Source organism: Heyndrickxia sp. FSL K6-6286 (assembly GCF_038630395.1).
GTDB classification, from domain to species: domain Bacteria; phylum Bacillota; class Bacilli; order Bacillales; family Bacillaceae_C; genus Heyndrickxia; species Heyndrickxia oleronia.
Genome location: NZ_CP152029.1, coordinates 2526973 through 2546040, shown reverse-complemented (window position 1 = coordinate 2546040; position 19068 = coordinate 2526973). Strand labels below are relative to the sequence as shown.

Sequence of the window (19068 nt, the reverse complement as noted above, 5' to 3'; positions counted from 1 at the left end):
TCAGTTGAATAATGAAGGACTTTAGTAATTTATTGAGAATTATTGTATTAAAGAAAAATTTTAGATGTAAATTGGAAAGGAACTGATTATATGAATAAAACTGGCCTTACTTTTTCCATCGATTCATTTATTGTAGAGCGTGGAAAAATAAAGGAATTTGTGCTGGCAATCGGGGATGAAAATCCAATTTATAAAGATCTTTCCTACGCTAAAGAAATGGGATATAAGGATATACCCATTCCCCCTACGTTTCCAACGGTGATTGAAATGTGGGGTGGATTAGATTTCGAAACGATCATTCAGGAGCTCGAACTAGATCCACTTATGGTTTTGCATGGTGAACAGGAATACGAATATTTAGATGAGATTTATGCTGGAGACACGATTTCCTGTTCTGCTAAAGTAACTGCACATGTTAAAAAAAGAAGAATGGATATTATAACAATTGAAGTAGTCTATAAAAGAGATTGTGAAGTCGTGTTAATTAGTCGTTCCAATATTATTGAAAGAAAGGGATGAAAATAATGGATAATCTAGAAACCATACATAAACCAACAATCACTCATACACAACTTGTAAGATATGCAGGAGCTTCAGGGGATTTTAATCCAATCCACACAGTTGTACCAATCGGTGAGAAGGCAGGATTAGGGGGGGTTATTGCCCATGGAATGCTAATCATGGGACTAGCTGGAGATGCAATAGGTAAATGGTTTCCGAGAAGAAATCTTCGCAAATTTAATGTTCGTTTTTCTGCGATGACGAGACCAGGTGAAAGCCTGTGTATAGAAGGTTCTATCATAAATGAAATAGAAGTTGACGGCGAGATTAGATATGTAGGGAATATTACTGTAAAAAATCGTGAGGGTGAAAGAAAATTAAAGGGCCAATTTCAAGTAAAAAAAGAAATTTGAAAGGGATTGTCGAATAAGACAATCCCTTTATTTATATAATTCAATATTCATTTTGGTCAATATATACTTCAACGGTTTCTGTAAATACCTCTAATGTTGCTTTTGTGCCTATCGGAATAGTTGTTATTGGATCTGTATGTCCAAAATTTACATTAGCTACTATAGGAATGCCTCTTAATTCATATTTGGATTCAATGATTCTTCTCAAGGCTGATTCTGTCATATTCGAGCCTTTTTGAAATCTTCCGATCATTATTCCTCGAACTTTATCAAATTGAGGCAGGTGTAGTAAAGCCTGTAAATTTCGTTCAAAAGATAAAGGGTGAGATTCTTCATCATCTTCAATAAAAAAGATACTGTCTTCTATAGAAGGTAGAAATTCCGTTCCTTGTAACAAATTGATAGTAGAAAGATTCCCTCCAATTAGCTTTCCTTCAGCCGTTCCCTCTTGAATTATCATGTATTCGTTAGGAAGATATTGTCGCTCTTCTTCCTCTATATACCATTTGTCATCACTCCACATGTTTGAAGGAATTATTTCAAAAGGTGCGTCATTCGTAACTGCCTCTAAAAAGGATTGAAGTGTATATGCTGATGTTTTTTTCATACCAAAGGTGGAAAAATGCGGACCTGAGTATGTAATTAATCCTGTTTTTTTGTAAATGGCTAGTTGAAGTGCTGTAATGTCACCATGACCACATAAGATTTTTGGATTATTTTTAATTAGGTTATAATCAATATTTTTTAAGAGTTGGTTAACATTGTATCCACCAATTGCTGTTAAAATTCCTTTTACATTTGGATCCTGAAAAGCATCATGTAAATCTTTTAAGCGATGTTTGATAGATGTTGAGAAAAATTCATCATGTTCATCTACATATTTTCCAAATGATATGTTAAATCCTAATGATTCTAAACACTGTACAGCATTTTCAATTTGTTTTCCTTTTATAACGGCCATACTTGTCGAAGGAGCTAACACTCTTATCTCATCACCTGGTGTCAATCTATTGGGTAACATATATTCTTGTCCTTTCCTTTTTTCCTATTATAGCATTTGTTGTTTTTTTCGTTCATTTTATTGTCGCTGTCTGAACAATCCAATCATAATAAATAATTTTGAAATATTAACATAAAATTGTATAGTTATATTAGAAAATTAATCTAAATTAAATATAAGGAGGAAAATTGTATGGATGAACGTACTTTTCGAGACGCTATGGGGAAATTTGCAACAGGAATTACTGTGGTTTTAGCTGAAATTGATGGACAAATTCATGGTATGACAGTGAATGCCTTTATGTCTGTTTCACTAGATCCAATGCTTGTTATGGTTTCAATAGATGAAAAAGCTATGATGTATGAAAAAATTATAGATGCAAATCATTTTTCTATTTGTTTCTTAAGAGAAGATCAGCAAGATTATTCCATGATCTTTGCTAATCAAAAACAACCAGATCACCCCATTCAATTTGATCGTTTCGATGGTCAACCAATTTTAAAAAACCCCTTGGCAGCAATTACATGTAGTAAGTATGAATTAAAGCAAGCTGGAGACCACATGCTGGTACTTGGAGAAGTCAAGAATATTCTTATAAACGAAGGAAAGCCGCTTTTATATTATCAAGGGCAATATAAAAAGATTACTGAATAAAATTGGAAACGATTTAATTAGTGAGTAACGTTTTGGGAAAGAGGGATTTTGAGTTTTTTAATAGTACATGGATTGGGGGTCTGATTAATTGATCAAAATACTAATCGCAAATCCTGATGAATTTGAGGCAAAAGGGATTCAATGGCTCATTGAAACATCTATTTCAAACGTAAAGGTCATACTAGGAAAAAATTCACTTGAAACTTTAACGATCCTAGAAAATGAGAAACCACATATACTGATATATGAAATGAATATTGGAATCGATGATTCTTTACTAAAAGTAATTAAAATAACTGAGCCTGCTATCATCTCTCTCACAATGGAAGCGACATTTGAAGCGGCGAAAAAAGCAATTGACATAGGAACGAATTTTTTATTAATTAAACCATTTTCTCCGCAGGAACTTTTACATCATGTTCAAACTCAAATACGAGATGTTATACATAAACATTTAAGCTTAACTACCGAAGCTAAGTTATTAGGTTCCCCAGAGATTGAGTATGAGGATATATTTATTAATGGAACGAAATTAGCTTCACCCTATATATTCATAGCATTTCAGCTTGAAAAATCCTATCTTTTATCAAAATTGAATAGTTTTTTAAAAGAATATTCATTTCCGGTAAAACCTTTAATATTTCCGCTAAGTGATATGACATTATGTGTATTTCACTCCTCCACATCTATTAATTGGAGTGAAATATGTCAGCGCTTATTGTTCGATTGGGAACAAAGGGAGAAAGAATCGATTTGTATTATTATTAATCGTGAAGATCATCCTGATTTAACTTTACATGATAAATATATACATACAAAAAAGATGACAGAAGTCACGTTTTTTGTCGGTTATAAGCAGGTATTAGAATTTAGTAAAGAATTGCAATGGCAATTTATTGATCCATTTCTAACACCTAACGAACAAAAACAATGGATTCGATTTTTAAATGAAGGAAATAAAGAAGGGATATCGGATTTTTTAGTCACTAATTTTTTGGATATTTCAGACTCCTACCCGGATCCAGGTTTATTAAGGATCCGATTGACAAGTATTCTTGCTCAAATCCGAAGACATATGAAATCCGTGAATTTAAATGATCCATTTTTTGAACAGGAATATTTACATATTTTTGATAGTATCTTGTATGAACCTGTTATTTATCGTATTGTTTATAAACTTCTAATCTTCATTTCGACGATTTTGGATGCGGCTGGGGAAATTAGTAAAAGTCAACATCTCAATATTATTGATCAATGTATCCATTTTTTAGAGTTAAATTATTGGAAACCCGAATTGGATTTAGCGGATTTAGCGAATTTTGTGGGAAGAAATGCTTCCTACTTAAGTCATTTATTTGTTGAAAAAACAAAAAAAACATTCCGTGAAAAATTAAATGAATTACGGATAAAAGAAGCAAAAAGATTATTAGTGGAGACCGATATGTCTATTAAGGAAATTGCAATCCTATCAGGCTTTCAAAACCAGCATTACTTCTCTAAAGTATTTAAAAAAATGGTCAATCAAACACCAAAGCAATATCGATTATTGGAAACGATTGAAAATTATTGAATCGATCTCCATCCGAAGACTGAAAGTAAATCAATCATAAAAACGATCAAAGTTTTCAGAGAAAATAGTAGGATAAATATAAGAAAGGCATATACGAATATTTCGCAATCTTTCTATAATAAAGAAAGTTTAGGAGGCTACCATGTTAAATAAATCAATAATAGAAGATGTACTTAACGAAGCTTTATCGACAGGAGGAGATTTTTCAGAAATATTTATTGAAGATCGTTTCACCAACAATATGACACTACATAGTGGAAAATTGGAAACTAGTCTTTCTGGAAGAGATTTTGGAATCGGGGTCCGAGTATTTAAAGGGTTACAAAGTGCTTATGCGTATACAACAGATTTCAGTCGAGAAGGATTAATAAAAACCGCTAAAAATGCAGCACAAGCAATTAAAGGAAATAAAATTATACAATTATCCCCATTTGAACCAAGAACCTTTAATAATCAACATCCCATTGAAATTATTCCTCAAGATGTTGAAAAAACAAGGAAATTATCAGTGATGAAAAATGCATATGATATTGCCAAAAGCTATCATTCTAGTATTTCGCAAGTAAATGTTCGCTATTCGGATGAGGAGCAAAATGTTTTAATCGCTAATTCTGAAGGAACTTTTGTTGAGGATACACGTATTCGCAGTAGGATGTTAATTCAAGCGATAGCCACACGTGATAACCAAATGGAAACTGGCTATTATGGGCCTGGTGCATTGCAAGGATTTGAATTTATTGAAAATCTAAATTTAGAACATTATGCAAGAGAAGCTGCTCGAATTGCAGTTACCATGTTAGATGCAAGTCCATGTCCGAGTGGGAAGTTTCCGGTAATCATTGATAATGAATTTGGCGGTGTTATTTTTCACGAAGCCTGTGGACATGGATTAGAAGCAACAGCTGTAGCAAAAAAGCATTCTGTATTCGCTGATCGTTTAGGTCAACAGGTTGCACCAGAAATTGTTACGTATATTGATGATGGTACGCTAAAAAATGAATGGGGTTCTATCAATATTGACGATGAAGGAGAACTTTCAAGAAAAAATGTTCTTATTGAAAATGGTATTCTCAAAGGCTATTTGATTGATAAATTCAATTCAAGAAGAATGGGTATGGAATCAACTGGATCAGGAAGAAGGGAATCCTTCCGCTTTGCTCCAACCTCCCGAATGACCAATACGTATATTGCACCCGGAAAGTCATCACCAGAGGAAATTATCTCTAATACTGAGAACGGAATATATACTAAATATATGGGCGGAGGACAGGTTAATACTACGACAGGTGATTATAACTTTGCAGTAATGGAAGCGTATGAAGTGAAAAACGGAAAACTAGGTAAGCCTTTAAAAGGAGCTACATTAATTGGAAACGGTCCTAAAACATTACAGAAGGTAGATATGGTTGGGAATAATTTAGGGCATGGTGCAGGAATGTGCGGTTCGCAAAGTGGAAGTATACCTGTAAATGTAGGACAGCCAATGATTCGTGTAAGTGAAATAACAGTAGGGGGAAGTAATGAATGAATATAGGAGAATTTCAATTCCAACTATTTGAAACTGCTTTAAATGAAGGATTTACGGATGTTGAGATGTATTATGAAAAGAAAGAAGTATTTGGCTGCCAAGTATATAAAGGGGAAATAGACCATTATGAAATTGCAGAGGATGGTGGAATATCTTTTCGTGGGTTAATTGAAGGAAAAATGGGCTATGCCTATTCAGAGAAAATTGATGATGATTCCATACGATTTTTAGTACAGCATGCAAAGGAAAATGCAGTAATCCTTCAAGAGGACGGATTAGAAGAGATCTTTGAGGGCGGTAATTCTTATGAAAAGGGTGACTTCTTTTCTAATTCTTTAAATGAAACGACCATTCCAGAAAAAATACAATTTATCAAAGAAGTAGAGAATAAAGTACTTTCATATGATCCAAGAATAAAAACTACAGATTATTGTGGAATTCAATCTGAAACTATTACACGAAAGATTTTCAATAACAAAGGACTATCATTAAGTGACCAAATGAATTATTTATATGTTTATGTCAGTGTTGTTGCAAAGGAAGGCAATGAAACAAAAACCGGGGTAGGATTTGAAATAACGAAAGATTTCCACTCATTACAGGCAGATAAAATAGCAGAAAAAGCAGCAAATGAAGCACTTTCGCAATTAGGATCTAAAAATATTGAAAGTAAAAGTTATCCTGTATTATTAAAAAATGATGCAGCGGCAAATTTTTTGTCTGTTTTTGTACCAAATTTTTCTGCAGAAAACACACAAGCAGGACTATCCGTTTTAAAAGATAAGCTAGGAATGAAAATTGCAAGTGATAAAGTGTCTATTATTGATGATCCATTTTTGGAAAAGGGGCTAGCATCAAGAACATTTGATAGTGAAGGTGTAGCTTCGAAACCATTAAACTTAGTGGAATCAGGTGTTTTACGTTCATTTTTGCATAATTTAAAAACAGCAAAAAAGGATCAAGTTGTTACGACAGGCCATGCAAAGAAGGACTCATATAAAGGTTCGGTAAAAGTCGGTCCATCAAATCTGTATATTAAACCTTCTACTATCTCTTTCAAAGAATTAGTTAACGATATGAAAGAAGGAGTATTCATTACTGAACTATCTGGATTACACTCTGGTGTGAACACAGTATCAGGTGATTTTTCCGTTGCAGCAAATGGCTTCTATATTAAGGATGGAGCTATTCAATATCCCGTTAACTTAATGACCATTGCCGGCAATTTTTACGAATTATTGAATGATGTTGATGCAGTCGGCGCTGATTTGAATTTTCCTTTAAACAATATTGGTTCTCCATCACTTTGTATCAAATCATTATCTGTTACTGTAGAATAAATTGATACGAAAGTAATATCCGTTCGTTTACTAGATTTTAAGGCAAAGTAAGAGGGGCACACTGATAAAATCAGCAAGCCCCTTCGTCATTGATTTTATTCTTTGAAACCCGTATTTGCTTTGACAGCGACTTCTGCAAAGCGTTTAGCATCTTGCTTCTTAGAAACCACTGTTCCAATATACGCCCCGATAAAACCTAATGGAACCGAAATAATCGCTGGATTTGTTAGTGATATTAAAGGCTCCCCGACAAAAATGGCAGCACCTTCAACAGGAGAAAACACATTAGGACTAATAATTACGAGAATTAAAGATGATAACAATCCAGAGAGCATTCCTGTAATCGCACCAGAAGTGTTAAATTTTTTCCAATAGATTGTAAAAATTATTACGGGCAAATTTGCACTTGCTGCCACACAAAAAGCAAGTGAAACTAAAAAAGCAACATTCATTTTTTGTGTAAATAGAGCTAATAGAATTGATAAAATAGCTACGCCTACTGAAGCATATCGTGCTGCAAGCATTTGTTGTTTCTCTGTAATTTTTCCTTTTTTTATTATCTCACCATATATATCATGGGCAAATGCAGAGGCACCGGACAACACTAATCCCGCAACAACAGCCAAAATGGTTGCAAATGCTACAGCTGATACAAATGACATTAGGAAATCACCACCAAGTGCTCCAGCTAGTAAAGGAGCAGCCATATTACCTGCTGCATTTGCTTCAATTATCTTATCAAACCCAACAAAATAAGCGGCACCAAAACCTAGGAATATCGTTAATACATAAAAGATTCCAATAACCCAAGTTGCTGAAATAACCGAACTTCTAGCGGTTTTCGCATCTTTAACAGTAAAGAATCGCATTAAAATATGTGGTAATCCAGCAGTACCTAGAACAAGTGCAAGCATTAATGAAATTGTATCTAGCGGTACCTTATACTTCACTCCAGGTTTTAGATAATCTTCTCCAAGTGGTGTAGCTGTTTTCATTTCAGTAAACATTTCGAAAATATTAAAATGAAATTTGGCTAATACCATAATTGAAATGACAATAGTTCCCACCATTAACAATACAGCCTTTATAATCTGTACCCAGCTTGTAGCTGTCATTCCACCAAAAAGGACATATATCGTCATCATAATTCCAACAATTAACACAGCAATCCAATAATCAATGCCAAATAATAATTTAATGAGTGCACCAGCACCAACTAACTGAGCAATCATATAAAAGATAACAATTGTTATTGTGTTTAATGCTGCAACTGCCCGGACTTTCTTCGCATCAAATCGTGAATTAATCATATCTGCTAAAGTATATTTTCCAAGATTTCGCAATGGTTCTGCAACGATAAATAACACAACTAAATAAGCAATAAGAAAGCCAATACTGTAGAAAAATCCATCAAATCCATTAAGAGCAATCATCCCTGCAATACCTAGGAAAGATGCTGCTGATAAATAGTCTCCTGCAATCGCTAAACCATTCTGCCACCCAGTTAAACCACCGCCGGCAGTATAAAATTCACTTGTTGTTTTCGTACGTTTTGCTGCAAAATACGTAACCACTAACGTAATTCCAACAATTAATAAAAATAAGATGATTACAGTAGGACTCATGCACTAATTTCTCCTTTTTTCTTGTTTTCTTCAATCACTTCATCGGCCAGCTTATCAAAATATGTTGCCTTTTTGACATAAACGATACAAAGTACCCAAGTCATAATAAACTGAGCGAAAGCAAAAACCCAAGCCCATGAGATGTCTCCAAATGCAATTTTATTGAGAATATTTGAGTAAGAAGTTAAAAATGGTAATGTAAAGTAGAATACTAAGAAGAATATCGTTAATGGAACAATAAATTTTTTCTTAGAGGTCATTAACTGTTGAAATTTATTGCTTGAAGCAATCTTTTCGAAATCAATAGATGTTTGGTCATTATTATCCTTTTTTGGCATAAACACGTTCTCCTTTCGTTATTTTCCCTACATTGTAATCGTAAAGTAAAGGGATTCAGCTTGTCAATATAATATTAAGATAATTCTGAATATAGAAAAATCTATTTTCACCCCCAATAATTTCATAGTTAAATTATGTATTTCAAAGAAAATAAGTATTTTAATAAAATATAAGAAAATCAAGCTTCCAAACTATACTCCTCTAATCATTCTAATTTAAGTATAAAAATATAAGAAAATTATAAAAAAATAGCAAGCCATTATAAAAAAACCAAAATTATCATTGAATAATTATAAAAAAACTAGTCTTTTTTTAAAACTTCGCAGAATATTTAGTCTTTATAATTAGATTATGAAATGAGAAGGAATTTAGGAGGGAACATAAAATGAAAACGCATTCAAAGAGAGAAATTACTAATTATACTGGGTCTGAATTACATGCAAAGGGATGGGTACAAGAAGCAGCACTAAGGATGTTAATGAATAATCTCAATAAGGATGTTGCAGAACGTCCTGAAGATTTAGTTGTTTACGGAGGAATAGGAAAAGCAGCAAGGAACTGGGAATGCTACGATGCCATTGTAAAAACATTGCATGAGCTTGAATCCGATGAAACTCTTCTTGTTCAATCAGGAAAACCAGTTGCCGTATTTAAAACACATTCAGATGCTCCAAGAGTATTAATTGCGAATTCTAATCTTGTTCCGGCTTGGGCAAATTGGGATACTTTCCATGAACTTGATAAAAAAGGACTGATGATGTACGGACAAATGACAGCTGGAAGCTGGATATATATTGGTAGTCAAGGGATTGTTCAAGGGACGTATGAAACATTTGCTGAATTAGGAAGGCAACATTTTGGTGGTTCACTTAAACAAACCATAACGGTTACAGCAGGACTAGGCGGCATGGGTGGTGCTCAACCTCTCGCAGTAACTATGGCAGAAGGAGTTTGTATTGCTATCGAAGTAGATGAATCAAGGATCGATCGGCGAATCGAAACTCGTTATTTAGATATAAAAACGACTTCATTAGAAGAGGCTATTCGCCTTGCTAAAGAAGCGAAGGTAGATGGAAAATCATTATCCATCGGATTATTAGGTAATGCAGCAGAACTATTACCAAAAATGATCGAACAAGGATTTATTCCTGATGTTTTAACAGACCAAACTTCTGCGCATGATCCACTAAATGGATACATTCCAATAGGATATACATTGGAGGCTGCTGACCAACTACGCAATATAAATCCAGAGGAATATGTAAGAAAGTCAAAGGATAGTATGGCTACACATGTTAAGGCGATGCTTCTAATGCAAGAAAAAGGGGCCATTACATTCGATTACGGCAATAATATCCGTCAAGTGGCAAAAGATGAAGGGGTTGAGAATGCATTTAATTTCCCTGGCTTTGTACCTGCATATATTCGACCACAATTTTGCGAAGGAAAGGGGCCATTTAGATGGGTAGCATTGTCTGGTGATCCTGAGGATATCTATAAAACAGATGAAGTAATACTTCGTGAGTTCAGTGATAATGAGCATTTATGTAAGTGGATTAAGATGGCTCAAGAGAAAATTCAATTTCAAGGTCTTCCTTCACGAATTTGTTGGCTCGGTTATGGGGAGAGAGCAAAATTTGGAAAGATCATTAATGACATGGTAGCAAGTGGAGAATTAAAGGCACCAATCGTAATTGGTCGTGATCATTTAGACTCTGGTTCAGTTGCCTCACCAAATCGTGAAACGGAAGGCATGAGGGATGGAAGTGATGCTGTTGCTGACTGGCCAATCTTGAATGCAATGATTAATGCTGTAGGTGGTGCAAGTTGGGTATCTGTCCATCATGGTGGTGGTGTTGGTATGGGTTATTCATTACATGCTGGCATGGTAATTGTTGCAGATGGCACGAAAGAAGCAGAAAAACGTTTAGAGCGTGTTCTAACATCTGATCCAGGAATGGGTGTTGTACGCCATGTGGATGCAGGCTATGATCTTGCAATAAAAACAGCGAAGGAAAAGGGAATCCATATTCCAATGTTAGGTAAATAATTAATGGATTTGCAATGGAGGGATGAAGCATGACAAATAAACCCATCTTAATTCAGCATGCAAATGAACTAATTACCGTAGCAGGAGGTTCAGAAAAACCTTTGACCAAAGATCAAATGAATGATCTTCATATTATTATCGATGGTGCACTATGGTTAGAAGATGGAAAAATAGAAGCTGTTGGAAAAACTGAAGAAATTAGAAACAAATTTTCTCACCGTTTACATGAGGCTATTGTGGTTGATGCATCAGAAAAAATCGTTATGCCAGGACTTATTGATCCACATACACACATTGTTTATGCGGGTAGTCGAGAAAATGAATTTAATATGCGCCTCAATGGAGCTACGTATATGGAAATTATGAATAATGGGGGAGGAATTCATGCAACAACATCTAAAACACGAGAAGCGACACATGAAGAACTTTTTTCCGAAAGCAAAAAAAGATTAGATTCCTTCCTAAAACATGGGGTAACTACTATTGAAGCGAAAAGTGGCTACGGTTTAGATTGGCAGACAGAAAAGAAACAATTGGAAGTTGCCAAGCAATTAAATGAGGAACATGTAATTGATGTGATTCGTACATTCATGGGAGCCCATGCTGTACCTGCAATATATAAAGATAATCCAGATGAATTTGTAAAGATTGTAACCGAGGAAATGCTTCCTAATGTTGCAAATGAAAATCTTGCAGAATTTAATGATGTGTTTTGTGAGAGGGGTGTTTTCACCCCAGATCAAAGCCGTAAAATTCTATTAGCTGGAAAACAATTAGGGCTTATCCCGAAAATACATGCAGACGAAATTGAACCATATGAAGGAGCTGAGCTTGCTGCTGAAGTTGGAGCTATTTCAGCAGACCATCTTTTAAAAGCATCAGATAAGGGCATTCAACAAATGGCCGAAAAGGGAGTTATTGGTGTTTTATTACCCGGAACAGCTTTCTTTTTAATGGCTGAATCAGCTAGAGGAAGAAAAATGATCGATGAAGGTGTACCAGTGGCACTTTCTACGGATTGTAATCCTGGATCTTCACCTACTACTTCATTACCATTCATTATGAATTTAGCATGTATGAAAATGGGAATGACGCCTGCTGAGGCAATAACTGCTTGTACTATTAATGCTGCACATGCGATTAATCGAGGAAAAGATATTGGAAGCTTAGAAGTTGGAAAAAAAGCAGATATAGTTATGATGAATGTGCCAAATTATATGCAGCTTCCATATCATTATGGGATGAATCATACAGATATGGTCATAAAAAATGGAAAAATCGTTCTAGAGAATGGTCAATTATGTTGAAAGGAAAGTCAATCACCAAAATGACTGTTGATTGAATTTTCAGGGGATCATTTAGGCGATCTATTAAGGGGAACTTCCCTTTATGGATCGCCTTTCTTTAAACAAGGCTATTTTAGTATAGTTTGTTGCTTATATAAAAGATTCAGCGATTCTAATAAAGTTTGTAGCTCTTTTCTCAGTGAATTGAAAGGTGTAGCGGTCTTCAGCTGAAAGTTATTTGTTACAACTTTACTTTAATAACAACTAATATTAGAAAAGAACCTTAAACAAAGGGGGAAATAGGGATGGCGAAAACAAATCCAGTAATACACACTCAATTGCAAACTAGACCATCGCATATTAAAGAAATTCTAAAATTTATTATTTTTAGTGCAATCGGCATTTTTATGTTTTTCATACCAATCAGTATTCAAGGTACTTCTTCTATTATGCTTGACCATATAGTAACATTCATCCAAAACAGAGTGCCTAATCTAATTCCGTATTATGCTTTATTAGTAATATTACTAGGTGCTATTTATCCTTTTTATACGAAAACCTGGAATAAAGATGGAATATCGATCTTTTTTTCTATTTTTAAAGTAATAGGGTTGGTTGTGGCAGGCTTACTTGTTTTTAATCTTGAACCTAAATGGTTAGCAGATCCTGATATGGGACCATTTTTATTTAATAAACTGGTCATCTCTGTTGGATTACTTGTTCCAATAGGCTCTGTTTTTTTAGCTTTACTCGTTGGTTATGGTTTATTAGAATTTATTGGAGTATTAATGCAGCCAGTTATGAGACCTATATGGAAAACACCAGGAAGGTCAGCTGTAGATGCTGTTGCATCTTTCGTTGGTAGTTACTCAATTGGTCTATTAATCACTAATCGTGTATATAAAGAAGGAAAATACACGGCGAAAGAAGCTGCAATTATTGCAACTGGATTTTCTACTGTTTCCGCGACATTTATGATCGTGGTTGCAAAAACACTTGGATTAATGGATAAATGGAATCTATATTTCTGGGTAACATTAGTCATCACTTTTATCGTTACTGCGTTAACAGTAAGAATTTGGCCATTACGTTCAATGAGCGATGAATATTATGAAGGTGTTGGAAAACCAGAGGAGATCGTTAAAGGAAATCGTTTTAAGCATGCATGGAAGGAAGCAATGGATGCTGTCCAACAATCTCCGAGTTTAGGAAAAAATATATGGATGAATTTAAAGGACGGATTCATTATGACGATGTCGATATTGCCATCCATCCTTTCTGTAGGTTTATTAGGTCTCGTTTTGGCTGAATTTACTCCAATCTTTGATATTATCGGTTATATTTTTTATCCTATTACTGCATTATTTCATTTACCTGAACCATTATTAGCTGCAAAGGCAAGTGCAGTTTCTATTGCAGAAATGTTCCTACCGGCTTTATTTGTAACAGGGAGTGCACTCGTTACAAAATTTGTTATTGCCGTTGTTTCAGTTTCAGCCATTATTTTCTTTTCTGCCTTAATTCCATGTATTGTCTCTACAGACATTCCAATTTCATTGCCAAAATTACTTATCATATGGCTAGAACGAGTGATTTTAACACTAATTATTACGATACCTATCGCATACTTAATACTATAATAACTATCATCCCTTTATCTAACTTTATTGATCCGTTCCAGGTCAGTAAAGTTTTTTTATTAAAGGAATTTTCAACAATTTATAGAATACGAATAGTAAAAGGTTTTATTGTACAACAAAGAGGTGTTAAAAGGAATGAATGTTTGGTATGTAAGCTATGGGTCAAATATTAATTTAGAAAGATTTATGTGTTATATAAATGGAACAAAACCTGAAGGATCCAATAAAAAAGAAAAGGGATGTAGGGATAAAACTCCTCCAAAAGCTATTAATAGCGTTGTCCTCCCTTATCAACTATATTTTTCTAAGGAAAGAAGTAAATGGGGAGAAGGGGGCGTTGCGTTCATCAATTATATCGAGGATTTTCGATGCAGTACTTTAGGTAGAATGTATTTGATAACGGACCAACAATTTTGTGATGTTGTAGCACAAGAAAATAATACAAAGGAGATGCTGATAGATCTTCAAAAAGTGATTAATCATAAATATTCAATCATTAATGATGGCTGGTATGGAAGAATTTTATTTTTAGGCTATAAGGATGGAGCTCCTATGTTTACTTTTACAAATAATCAACTATATAAGAACATCACTATTAATAAACCCCATTCATCCTATTTAAAAACAATTACAAAGGGCTTATTAGAAATTGGTTTAGGTCTAGATGAAATTATCGATTACTTTTTAAAACAGCCCGGAATAAGAGAATATTTCACAAAAGAAAAGCTTTTTAAATATATCACTTAACGTGTACAACTATTGATTGACATACTATTCTGTATCAAAATAAATGAGTCTGACCCCCACGAAATAGAAAAAATATCTCGTGGGGGTTTAATACTTTATTTACTTATTATTATTTTTTACTAAGCTGTTCCTGCGCCATTCGAATCATTTCCTTCACCATATTTCCTCCGATTGGACCACCAACTTTTCCAGCTTGTTCACTTGTTAAATGACCATTGTATCCTTTTTTTAAGGGAATTCCTTGTTCTTTAGCTACTTCGAATTTAACATTATTTGGTTCTCTTTGATCAACTTGATACCCTTTTTCTTTCATTACTTTACCTTTAAAATTATCCAAAGCATTTCTTGCTTCAGGGACTAAAGTTTTTCTCCTATTAGACATTTTTCACCCTCCTTTATAGGTATTATGCCCAAATAAAATAAAGCGACGATTAACAAAAGTTCAGTTTTTTTAACTTTATATTTTGTTTATTTTAAATATTCATTGTATACTGACTATTTAAATTATTTTGACTATTCTAATAAAGGAGTATACTGTATACAGTCTACAGAAAATAGGGGTGATTTCAATCGTTCAAATTATAAAAAAAGGGATCACATTAAAAACGCAAGTCTATGATTACCTTAGAGATCAGATAATTATTGGAGGACTTAAACCGGGTGAAAGATTGATTGAAGAAAAAATTGCTGAGGAATTACAGGTAAGTCGTAGCCCGATAAGGGAAGCTATTAGAATGCTAGAAAAAGATGGATTATTGGTTCATTCCTCTGGTGGAGTGACTATCATTCAGCCTACAATTGAAGATTTTCGTTATTTATATGAGTGCAGAGTTGAGATTGAGCCTCTTGCTGCCTTTTATGCAGCAAAAAGACGTTCAAGCGAACAATTGGAAACGATTAGAGGATACTTACTACAAATGGGGAAAATTTCAGAAAAAAATACTTTAAAATGTGTACATGATGCAAATGTAAATTTTCATGAAGCAATCGTTCAATCGAGTCAAAATCCATTTCTTGTTTCAATGATTACTCAATTACGTGGAGTCAACAGTTTTTACCGAAAAACTTTTCTAGAAGAAAATCACATGTATGCCGAGGAAGCAAGGAGGGACCATCAAAAAATATTTCAAGCAATAGTTGATCAAGATTCAGAAGAAGCGAGGCGCTTAATGAAACATCATATCAAAAGCGATTACAATTCCTTTGTGAGGTTCAGTGATCAATCATTGGAGGGTGACAAATGGTAAAAACAAAACCACTTGAAGGAATCAAAATACTTGAACTAGGAAATATTGTTGCCGCACCATTTGCCGGAAAAATTTTTGCTGAATTCGGAGCAGAAGTAATTAAAGTAGAAGAACCGACAAAAGGTGATCCACTTAGAAATTGGCGAGTGATGTACGAGGATACATCTATTTGGTGGCATGTTCAGTCACGTAATAAAAAATCAATAACTGTGAATTTACGTGATGAACGTGGGCAAAAAATAATTAAAAAACTAGTTCAAAAAGTAGATGTTGTATTAGAAAATTTCAAACCTGGAACATTAGAAAAATGGGGATTAGGGTTAAAAGATTTACAAGCCATTAATCCAAGTATTATTTTGACAAGAATTTCAGGATATGGTCAAACCGGTCCATATCGTCACAAGCCTGGGTTTGGTAGTGTCGCAGAGGCTATTGGTGGATTAAGGTATTTAACAGGATACCCTGAATTACCTCCTGTGAGAGTGGGTATTGCTATAGGTGATCTTGTTGCAGGATTATATGCAGTAATTGGCACACTGATGGCAATACGTGCACGAGAAAAAGGAGTTGATAATAAGGGACAATTAGTAGATGTAGCTCTTTATGAATCTGTTTTTAGTTTACTAGAAGGAATTCTACCGGAGTATAACTTAGCAGGAATAGTAAGAGAAAGAACCGGAACTACTCTGCCGGGTATTGCACCTTCTAATACCTATGAGTGTGCGGATGGAAATCATGTGGTAATTGGTGGAAATGGTGATAAGATCTTTCAGAGATTAATGAAAGCAATTGGTAGAGAAGATATTGCAAATGATTCAAAATATGCAACGAATCAAGGAAGGGCAGCAAATGTGAAATTTATTGATGATGCAATTGAGAATTGGACAAAGCAATATCCATTAAAAATGGTTCAAAAAATATTAGATGATGCATCTGTGCCAGTAGGTCCGATATATGGAATTAAAGAAATAGTCAATGATGAGCACTATAAAACAAGAGAAATGATTAAGGAAGTTGAGCTCCATGATGGAAAGAAGCTTCTAGTTCCAGGTATTGTACCAAAGTTATCTGAAACCCCTGGCGAAATAATATCGAATGGTCCCAAATTAGGTGAACATAATGAAGATGTTTTTAAAGAATATATGAATTTCACATTTGAAGATTTTAAAAATCTAAAAGAACAAGGAGTCATCTAATGGCAGATGTAAAAGTTATCGAAGTTAGTCCTAGGGATGGTTTACAGAATGATCCTAATTTTGTAGTTACTAGTAAAAAGAAGGAATTAGTGAATTTACTTATAAAAGCAGGGCTAAAACAAATTGAGGTAACTTCATTTGTTCATCCTAAAAAAGTACCACAAATGGCGGATGCACCTGAACTTTTAAATGAAGTTATATCTTTTGATAATTTTGAAGCCATAGCCTTGATTCCTAATTTAAAGGGATATGATAGAGCAAAAGAACATACACTCAGTGAAATAAACTGGGTCAGCTCTGCTACAGAAACCTTTAATAAAAAAAATATTGGAATGACTATTGATGATAATTTTAAACAATTTGAATCACTCGTAAAAAAAACCGAAAATATAGACATAAAAGCATGCTTCTCTATTGCAGTAAGCTTTGGATGTCCATATGAAGGGAAAGTAAATGAAGAAAATGTATTAAAATTAGTCAAGCGTGCAAGAAATGTTGGGGCTGATCGTATAGGTATCGCTGATACAATAGGAATTGCTACACCTGATCAAGTTGAAAGTCTAATGAAAAAGGTATTGGAGGCAGCAGAGAATACACCTGTTGCAATTCATCTCCATGATACTAGAGGTCTAGGATTAGCAAATGCTTACTCAGCCTATCAATCAGGTATTCGTATATTTGAAACGTCTGTATCTGGGATAGGAGGTTGTCCATTTGCACCCGGAGCAGCAGGAAATTTAGCAACTGAAGATTTAGTTTATCTATTTCATAGAATGGGGATTGATACAGGAATTGATTTTGATAAACTGCTGGATGCAGCGGATTATGCAGCGAGTATTTCATCAATGAATCCTCTAGGACGAATAAGACATGTCGCAAGAAATGAAAGTGGGAGGGAATAGGATGAAAAATGTAACGAAGATTGTACCTTTGATGTTAATATGCATACTTATATTAGCTGCCTGTAGTTCATCAAAACCTAAAACAAGCAGTAGTAGTAATGAGAATGGATATGAAAAAACTACCATTCGTTTGGCATATAATTTACCTCAAGACCATCATATTTCGAAAGGGATTGAACAGTTTGCTAAAGAAGTAACTGAAAAGTCCGGTGGTGCAGTTAAGGTACAAGTATATCCTGCTGGTCAATTACTTAGTGATAAAGATATGAATCAATCTATTTTAACTGGTGGAGTCGAAATGGGAGTTAACTCATCTACTCTTTGGGCAAGTACAGTTCCTGCTATGGGAATCTTTGATGTTCCTTATATATTCAAAGATTATGGAGCAGCCGGAGATGCTTTAAGTGGGGAATTTGGTGATAAATTACGTAAGGCGATGGAGGACAAAGGTGCTAAGGTTTTAATGTTTGCAGATTATGGATACGCCCAATTTGCTAATAATAAACGTCCTTTAAAGTCACCTTCCGATTTTAAAGGATTAAAGATTCGTAGTATCGGAGACATTCCATCAGAAATGATAAAGGCTTATGGTGCTTCACCAGTTTTTATGGGAGCAGGTGAAGTATATATGGGGCTTCAGCGGAATACAGTCGATGGTGCAACCTCTGGAACAACTGCAATGGTCCAACGTAAATATGACGAGGTTACTAAATATTTAACGATTAATAATTATGCATATTTAGAATTTATTTTAGCAGTTAATAAAGAATATTGGGATAATCTCCCTGAAAAGACTCAGCAACTAATAAGTAATACTGCAGCAGAAACCGAAAAATGGATTCGTTCACAAGCTGAAAAGGAAGATGAATCCACTGCAAAAGAATTAGCAGAAAAAGGGATGGAAGTATATGTCGTTCCGAAAGAGGATTTACCTAAGTGGAAAGAAGCAGCAAAGCCTGCATGGGATTCTTTTTCAAAAAATGCTGGAAAGTTAGGCGATGAACTTTTAGATCTTGTTGATGAGAATTGA

Annotated in this window: 18 protein-coding genes; 14 read left to right on the top strand and 4 right to left on the bottom strand. The window is 34.4% G+C overall.

All coding sequences use genetic code 11. From position 1 onward, the window contains the following. Positions 1-90: 90 nt before the first annotated feature. Positions 91-519, top strand: coding sequence for a MaoC family dehydratase N-terminal domain-containing protein (locus MHI39_RS12850; protein ID WP_058003691.1), 429 nt, complete (start codon positions 91-93; stop codon positions 517-519). Further along, a complete protein-coding gene (locus MHI39_RS12845; RefSeq protein ID WP_342541348.1) occupies positions 516-914 on the top strand; it encodes a MaoC/PaaZ C-terminal domain-containing protein in 399 nt (132 codons plus the stop codon). Before MHI39_RS12850 ends, MHI39_RS12845 begins: the two co-directional genes overlap by 4 nt. A 40-nt stretch (positions 915-954) precedes the next feature. Here the strand turns inward: MHI39_RS12845 and MHI39_RS12840 are convergent, their stop codons facing one another. Continuing rightward, a complete protein-coding gene (locus MHI39_RS12840) occupies positions 955-1935 on the bottom strand; it encodes a S66 peptidase family protein (RefSeq protein WP_180211901.1) in 981 nt (326 codons plus the stop codon). 171 nt (positions 1936-2106) lie between these two features. Between MHI39_RS12840 and MHI39_RS12835 the strand changes: the two genes are divergently transcribed. The 4 genes from MHI39_RS12835 (at position 2107) to MHI39_RS12820 (ending at position 7006) form a co-directional block, all read left to right on the top strand. Beyond that, positions 2107-2568, top strand: a complete 462-nt coding sequence (locus MHI39_RS12835; protein WP_058003688.1) for a flavin reductase family protein — start codon at positions 2107-2109, stop codon at positions 2566-2568. Positions 2569-2656: 88 nt separating this feature from the next. Further along, on the top strand, positions 2657-4138 hold the full coding sequence (locus tag MHI39_RS12830) for a helix-turn-helix domain-containing protein (RefSeq protein ID WP_342541347.1): 1482 nt from the start codon (positions 2657-2659) through the stop codon (positions 4136-4138). Between the two features lie 142 nt (positions 4139-4280). Beyond that, positions 4281-5666: a TldD/PmbA family protein gene (locus MHI39_RS12825; RefSeq protein WP_078110995.1), complete on the top strand. Its 1386-nt coding sequence runs from the start codon at positions 4281-4283 to the stop codon at positions 5664-5666. Next, the gene (locus MHI39_RS12820; RefSeq protein WP_342541346.1) at positions 5663-7006 is read left to right on the top strand and encodes a TldD/PmbA family protein; all 1344 of its coding nucleotides are present in this window, start codon (positions 5663-5665) and stop codon (positions 7004-7006) included. The genes MHI39_RS12825 and MHI39_RS12820 overlap by 4 nt, the downstream gene beginning before the upstream one ends. A gap of 95 nt (positions 7007-7101) precedes the next feature. On the opposite strand, the gene MHI39_RS12815 is transcribed toward MHI39_RS12820, so the two are convergent. Together MHI39_RS12815 and MHI39_RS12810 are read right to left on the bottom strand one after the other, a co-directional pair. Then, positions 7102-8631, bottom strand: a complete 1530-nt coding sequence (locus tag MHI39_RS12815) for a sodium/solute symporter (protein WP_058003684.1) — start codon at positions 8629-8631, stop codon at positions 7102-7104. After that, positions 8628-8969: a DUF485 domain-containing protein gene (locus tag MHI39_RS12810; protein WP_251345202.1), complete on the bottom strand. Its 342-nt coding sequence runs from the start codon at positions 8967-8969 to the stop codon at positions 8628-8630. The genes MHI39_RS12815 and MHI39_RS12810 overlap by 4 nt, the downstream gene beginning before the upstream one ends. A gap of 386 nt (positions 8970-9355) precedes the next feature. Between MHI39_RS12810 and hutU the strand changes: the two genes are divergently transcribed. The 4 genes from hutU to MHI39_RS12790 all read left to right on the top strand — a co-directional run bounded on the left by hutU (position 9356) and on the right by MHI39_RS12790 (position 14693). After that, positions 9356-11020 (top strand): urocanate hydratase, encoded by a 1665-nt coding sequence (hutU, locus tag MHI39_RS12805; protein WP_078110998.1) that lies wholly within the window; start codon positions 9356-9358, stop codon positions 11018-11020. A 29-nt stretch (positions 11021-11049) separates the two neighbouring features. Continuing rightward, complete coding sequence (gene hutI / locus MHI39_RS12800; RefSeq protein ID WP_058003681.1) at positions 11050-12327, top strand: imidazolonepropionase; 1278 nt, start codon at positions 11050-11052, stop codon at positions 12325-12327. Positions 12328-12611: 284 nt separating this feature from the next. Further along, positions 12612-13946 (top strand): YjiH family protein, encoded by a 1335-nt coding sequence (locus MHI39_RS12795; protein WP_058003680.1) that lies wholly within the window; start codon positions 12612-12614, stop codon positions 13944-13946. Between the two features lie 135 nt (positions 13947-14081). Continuing rightward, positions 14082-14693, top strand: coding sequence for a hypothetical protein (locus MHI39_RS12790; RefSeq protein WP_342541345.1), 612 nt, complete (start codon positions 14082-14084; stop codon positions 14691-14693). A 109-nt stretch (positions 14694-14802) separates the two neighbouring features. Here MHI39_RS12790 and MHI39_RS12785 read toward each other — a convergent pair whose 3' ends face one another. Further along, positions 14803-15075 (bottom strand): alpha/beta-type small acid-soluble spore protein, encoded by a 273-nt coding sequence (locus MHI39_RS12785; protein ID WP_058003678.1) that lies wholly within the window; start codon positions 15073-15075, stop codon positions 14803-14805. Positions 15076-15253: 178 nt separating this feature from the next. On the opposite strand from MHI39_RS12785, the gene MHI39_RS12780 reads away from it, so the two are divergent. From MHI39_RS12780 to MHI39_RS12765, 4 genes are read left to right on the top strand one after another with little or no spacing between them, the layout of a single operon-like run. Continuing rightward, positions 15254-15940, top strand: a complete 687-nt coding sequence (locus MHI39_RS12780; RefSeq protein ID WP_342541343.1) for a GntR family transcriptional regulator — start codon at positions 15254-15256, stop codon at positions 15938-15940. After that, positions 15934-17136 carry a CoA transferase gene (locus MHI39_RS12775; protein WP_342541342.1) on the top strand — a complete coding sequence of 401 codons (1203 nt, stop codon included), beginning with the start codon at positions 15934-15936 and terminating at the stop codon, positions 17134-17136. The genes MHI39_RS12780 and MHI39_RS12775 overlap by 7 nt, the downstream gene beginning before the upstream one ends. Next, a complete protein-coding gene (locus MHI39_RS12770) occupies positions 17136-18038 on the top strand; it encodes a hydroxymethylglutaryl-CoA lyase (RefSeq protein ID WP_071975941.1) in 903 nt (300 codons plus the stop codon). The genes MHI39_RS12775 and MHI39_RS12770 overlap by 1 nt, the downstream gene beginning before the upstream one ends. A 1-nt stretch (position 18039) precedes the next feature. Further along, on the top strand, positions 18040-19068 hold the full coding sequence (locus MHI39_RS12765; protein WP_058003675.1) for a DctP family TRAP transporter solute-binding subunit: 1029 nt from the start codon (positions 18040-18042) through the stop codon (positions 19066-19068).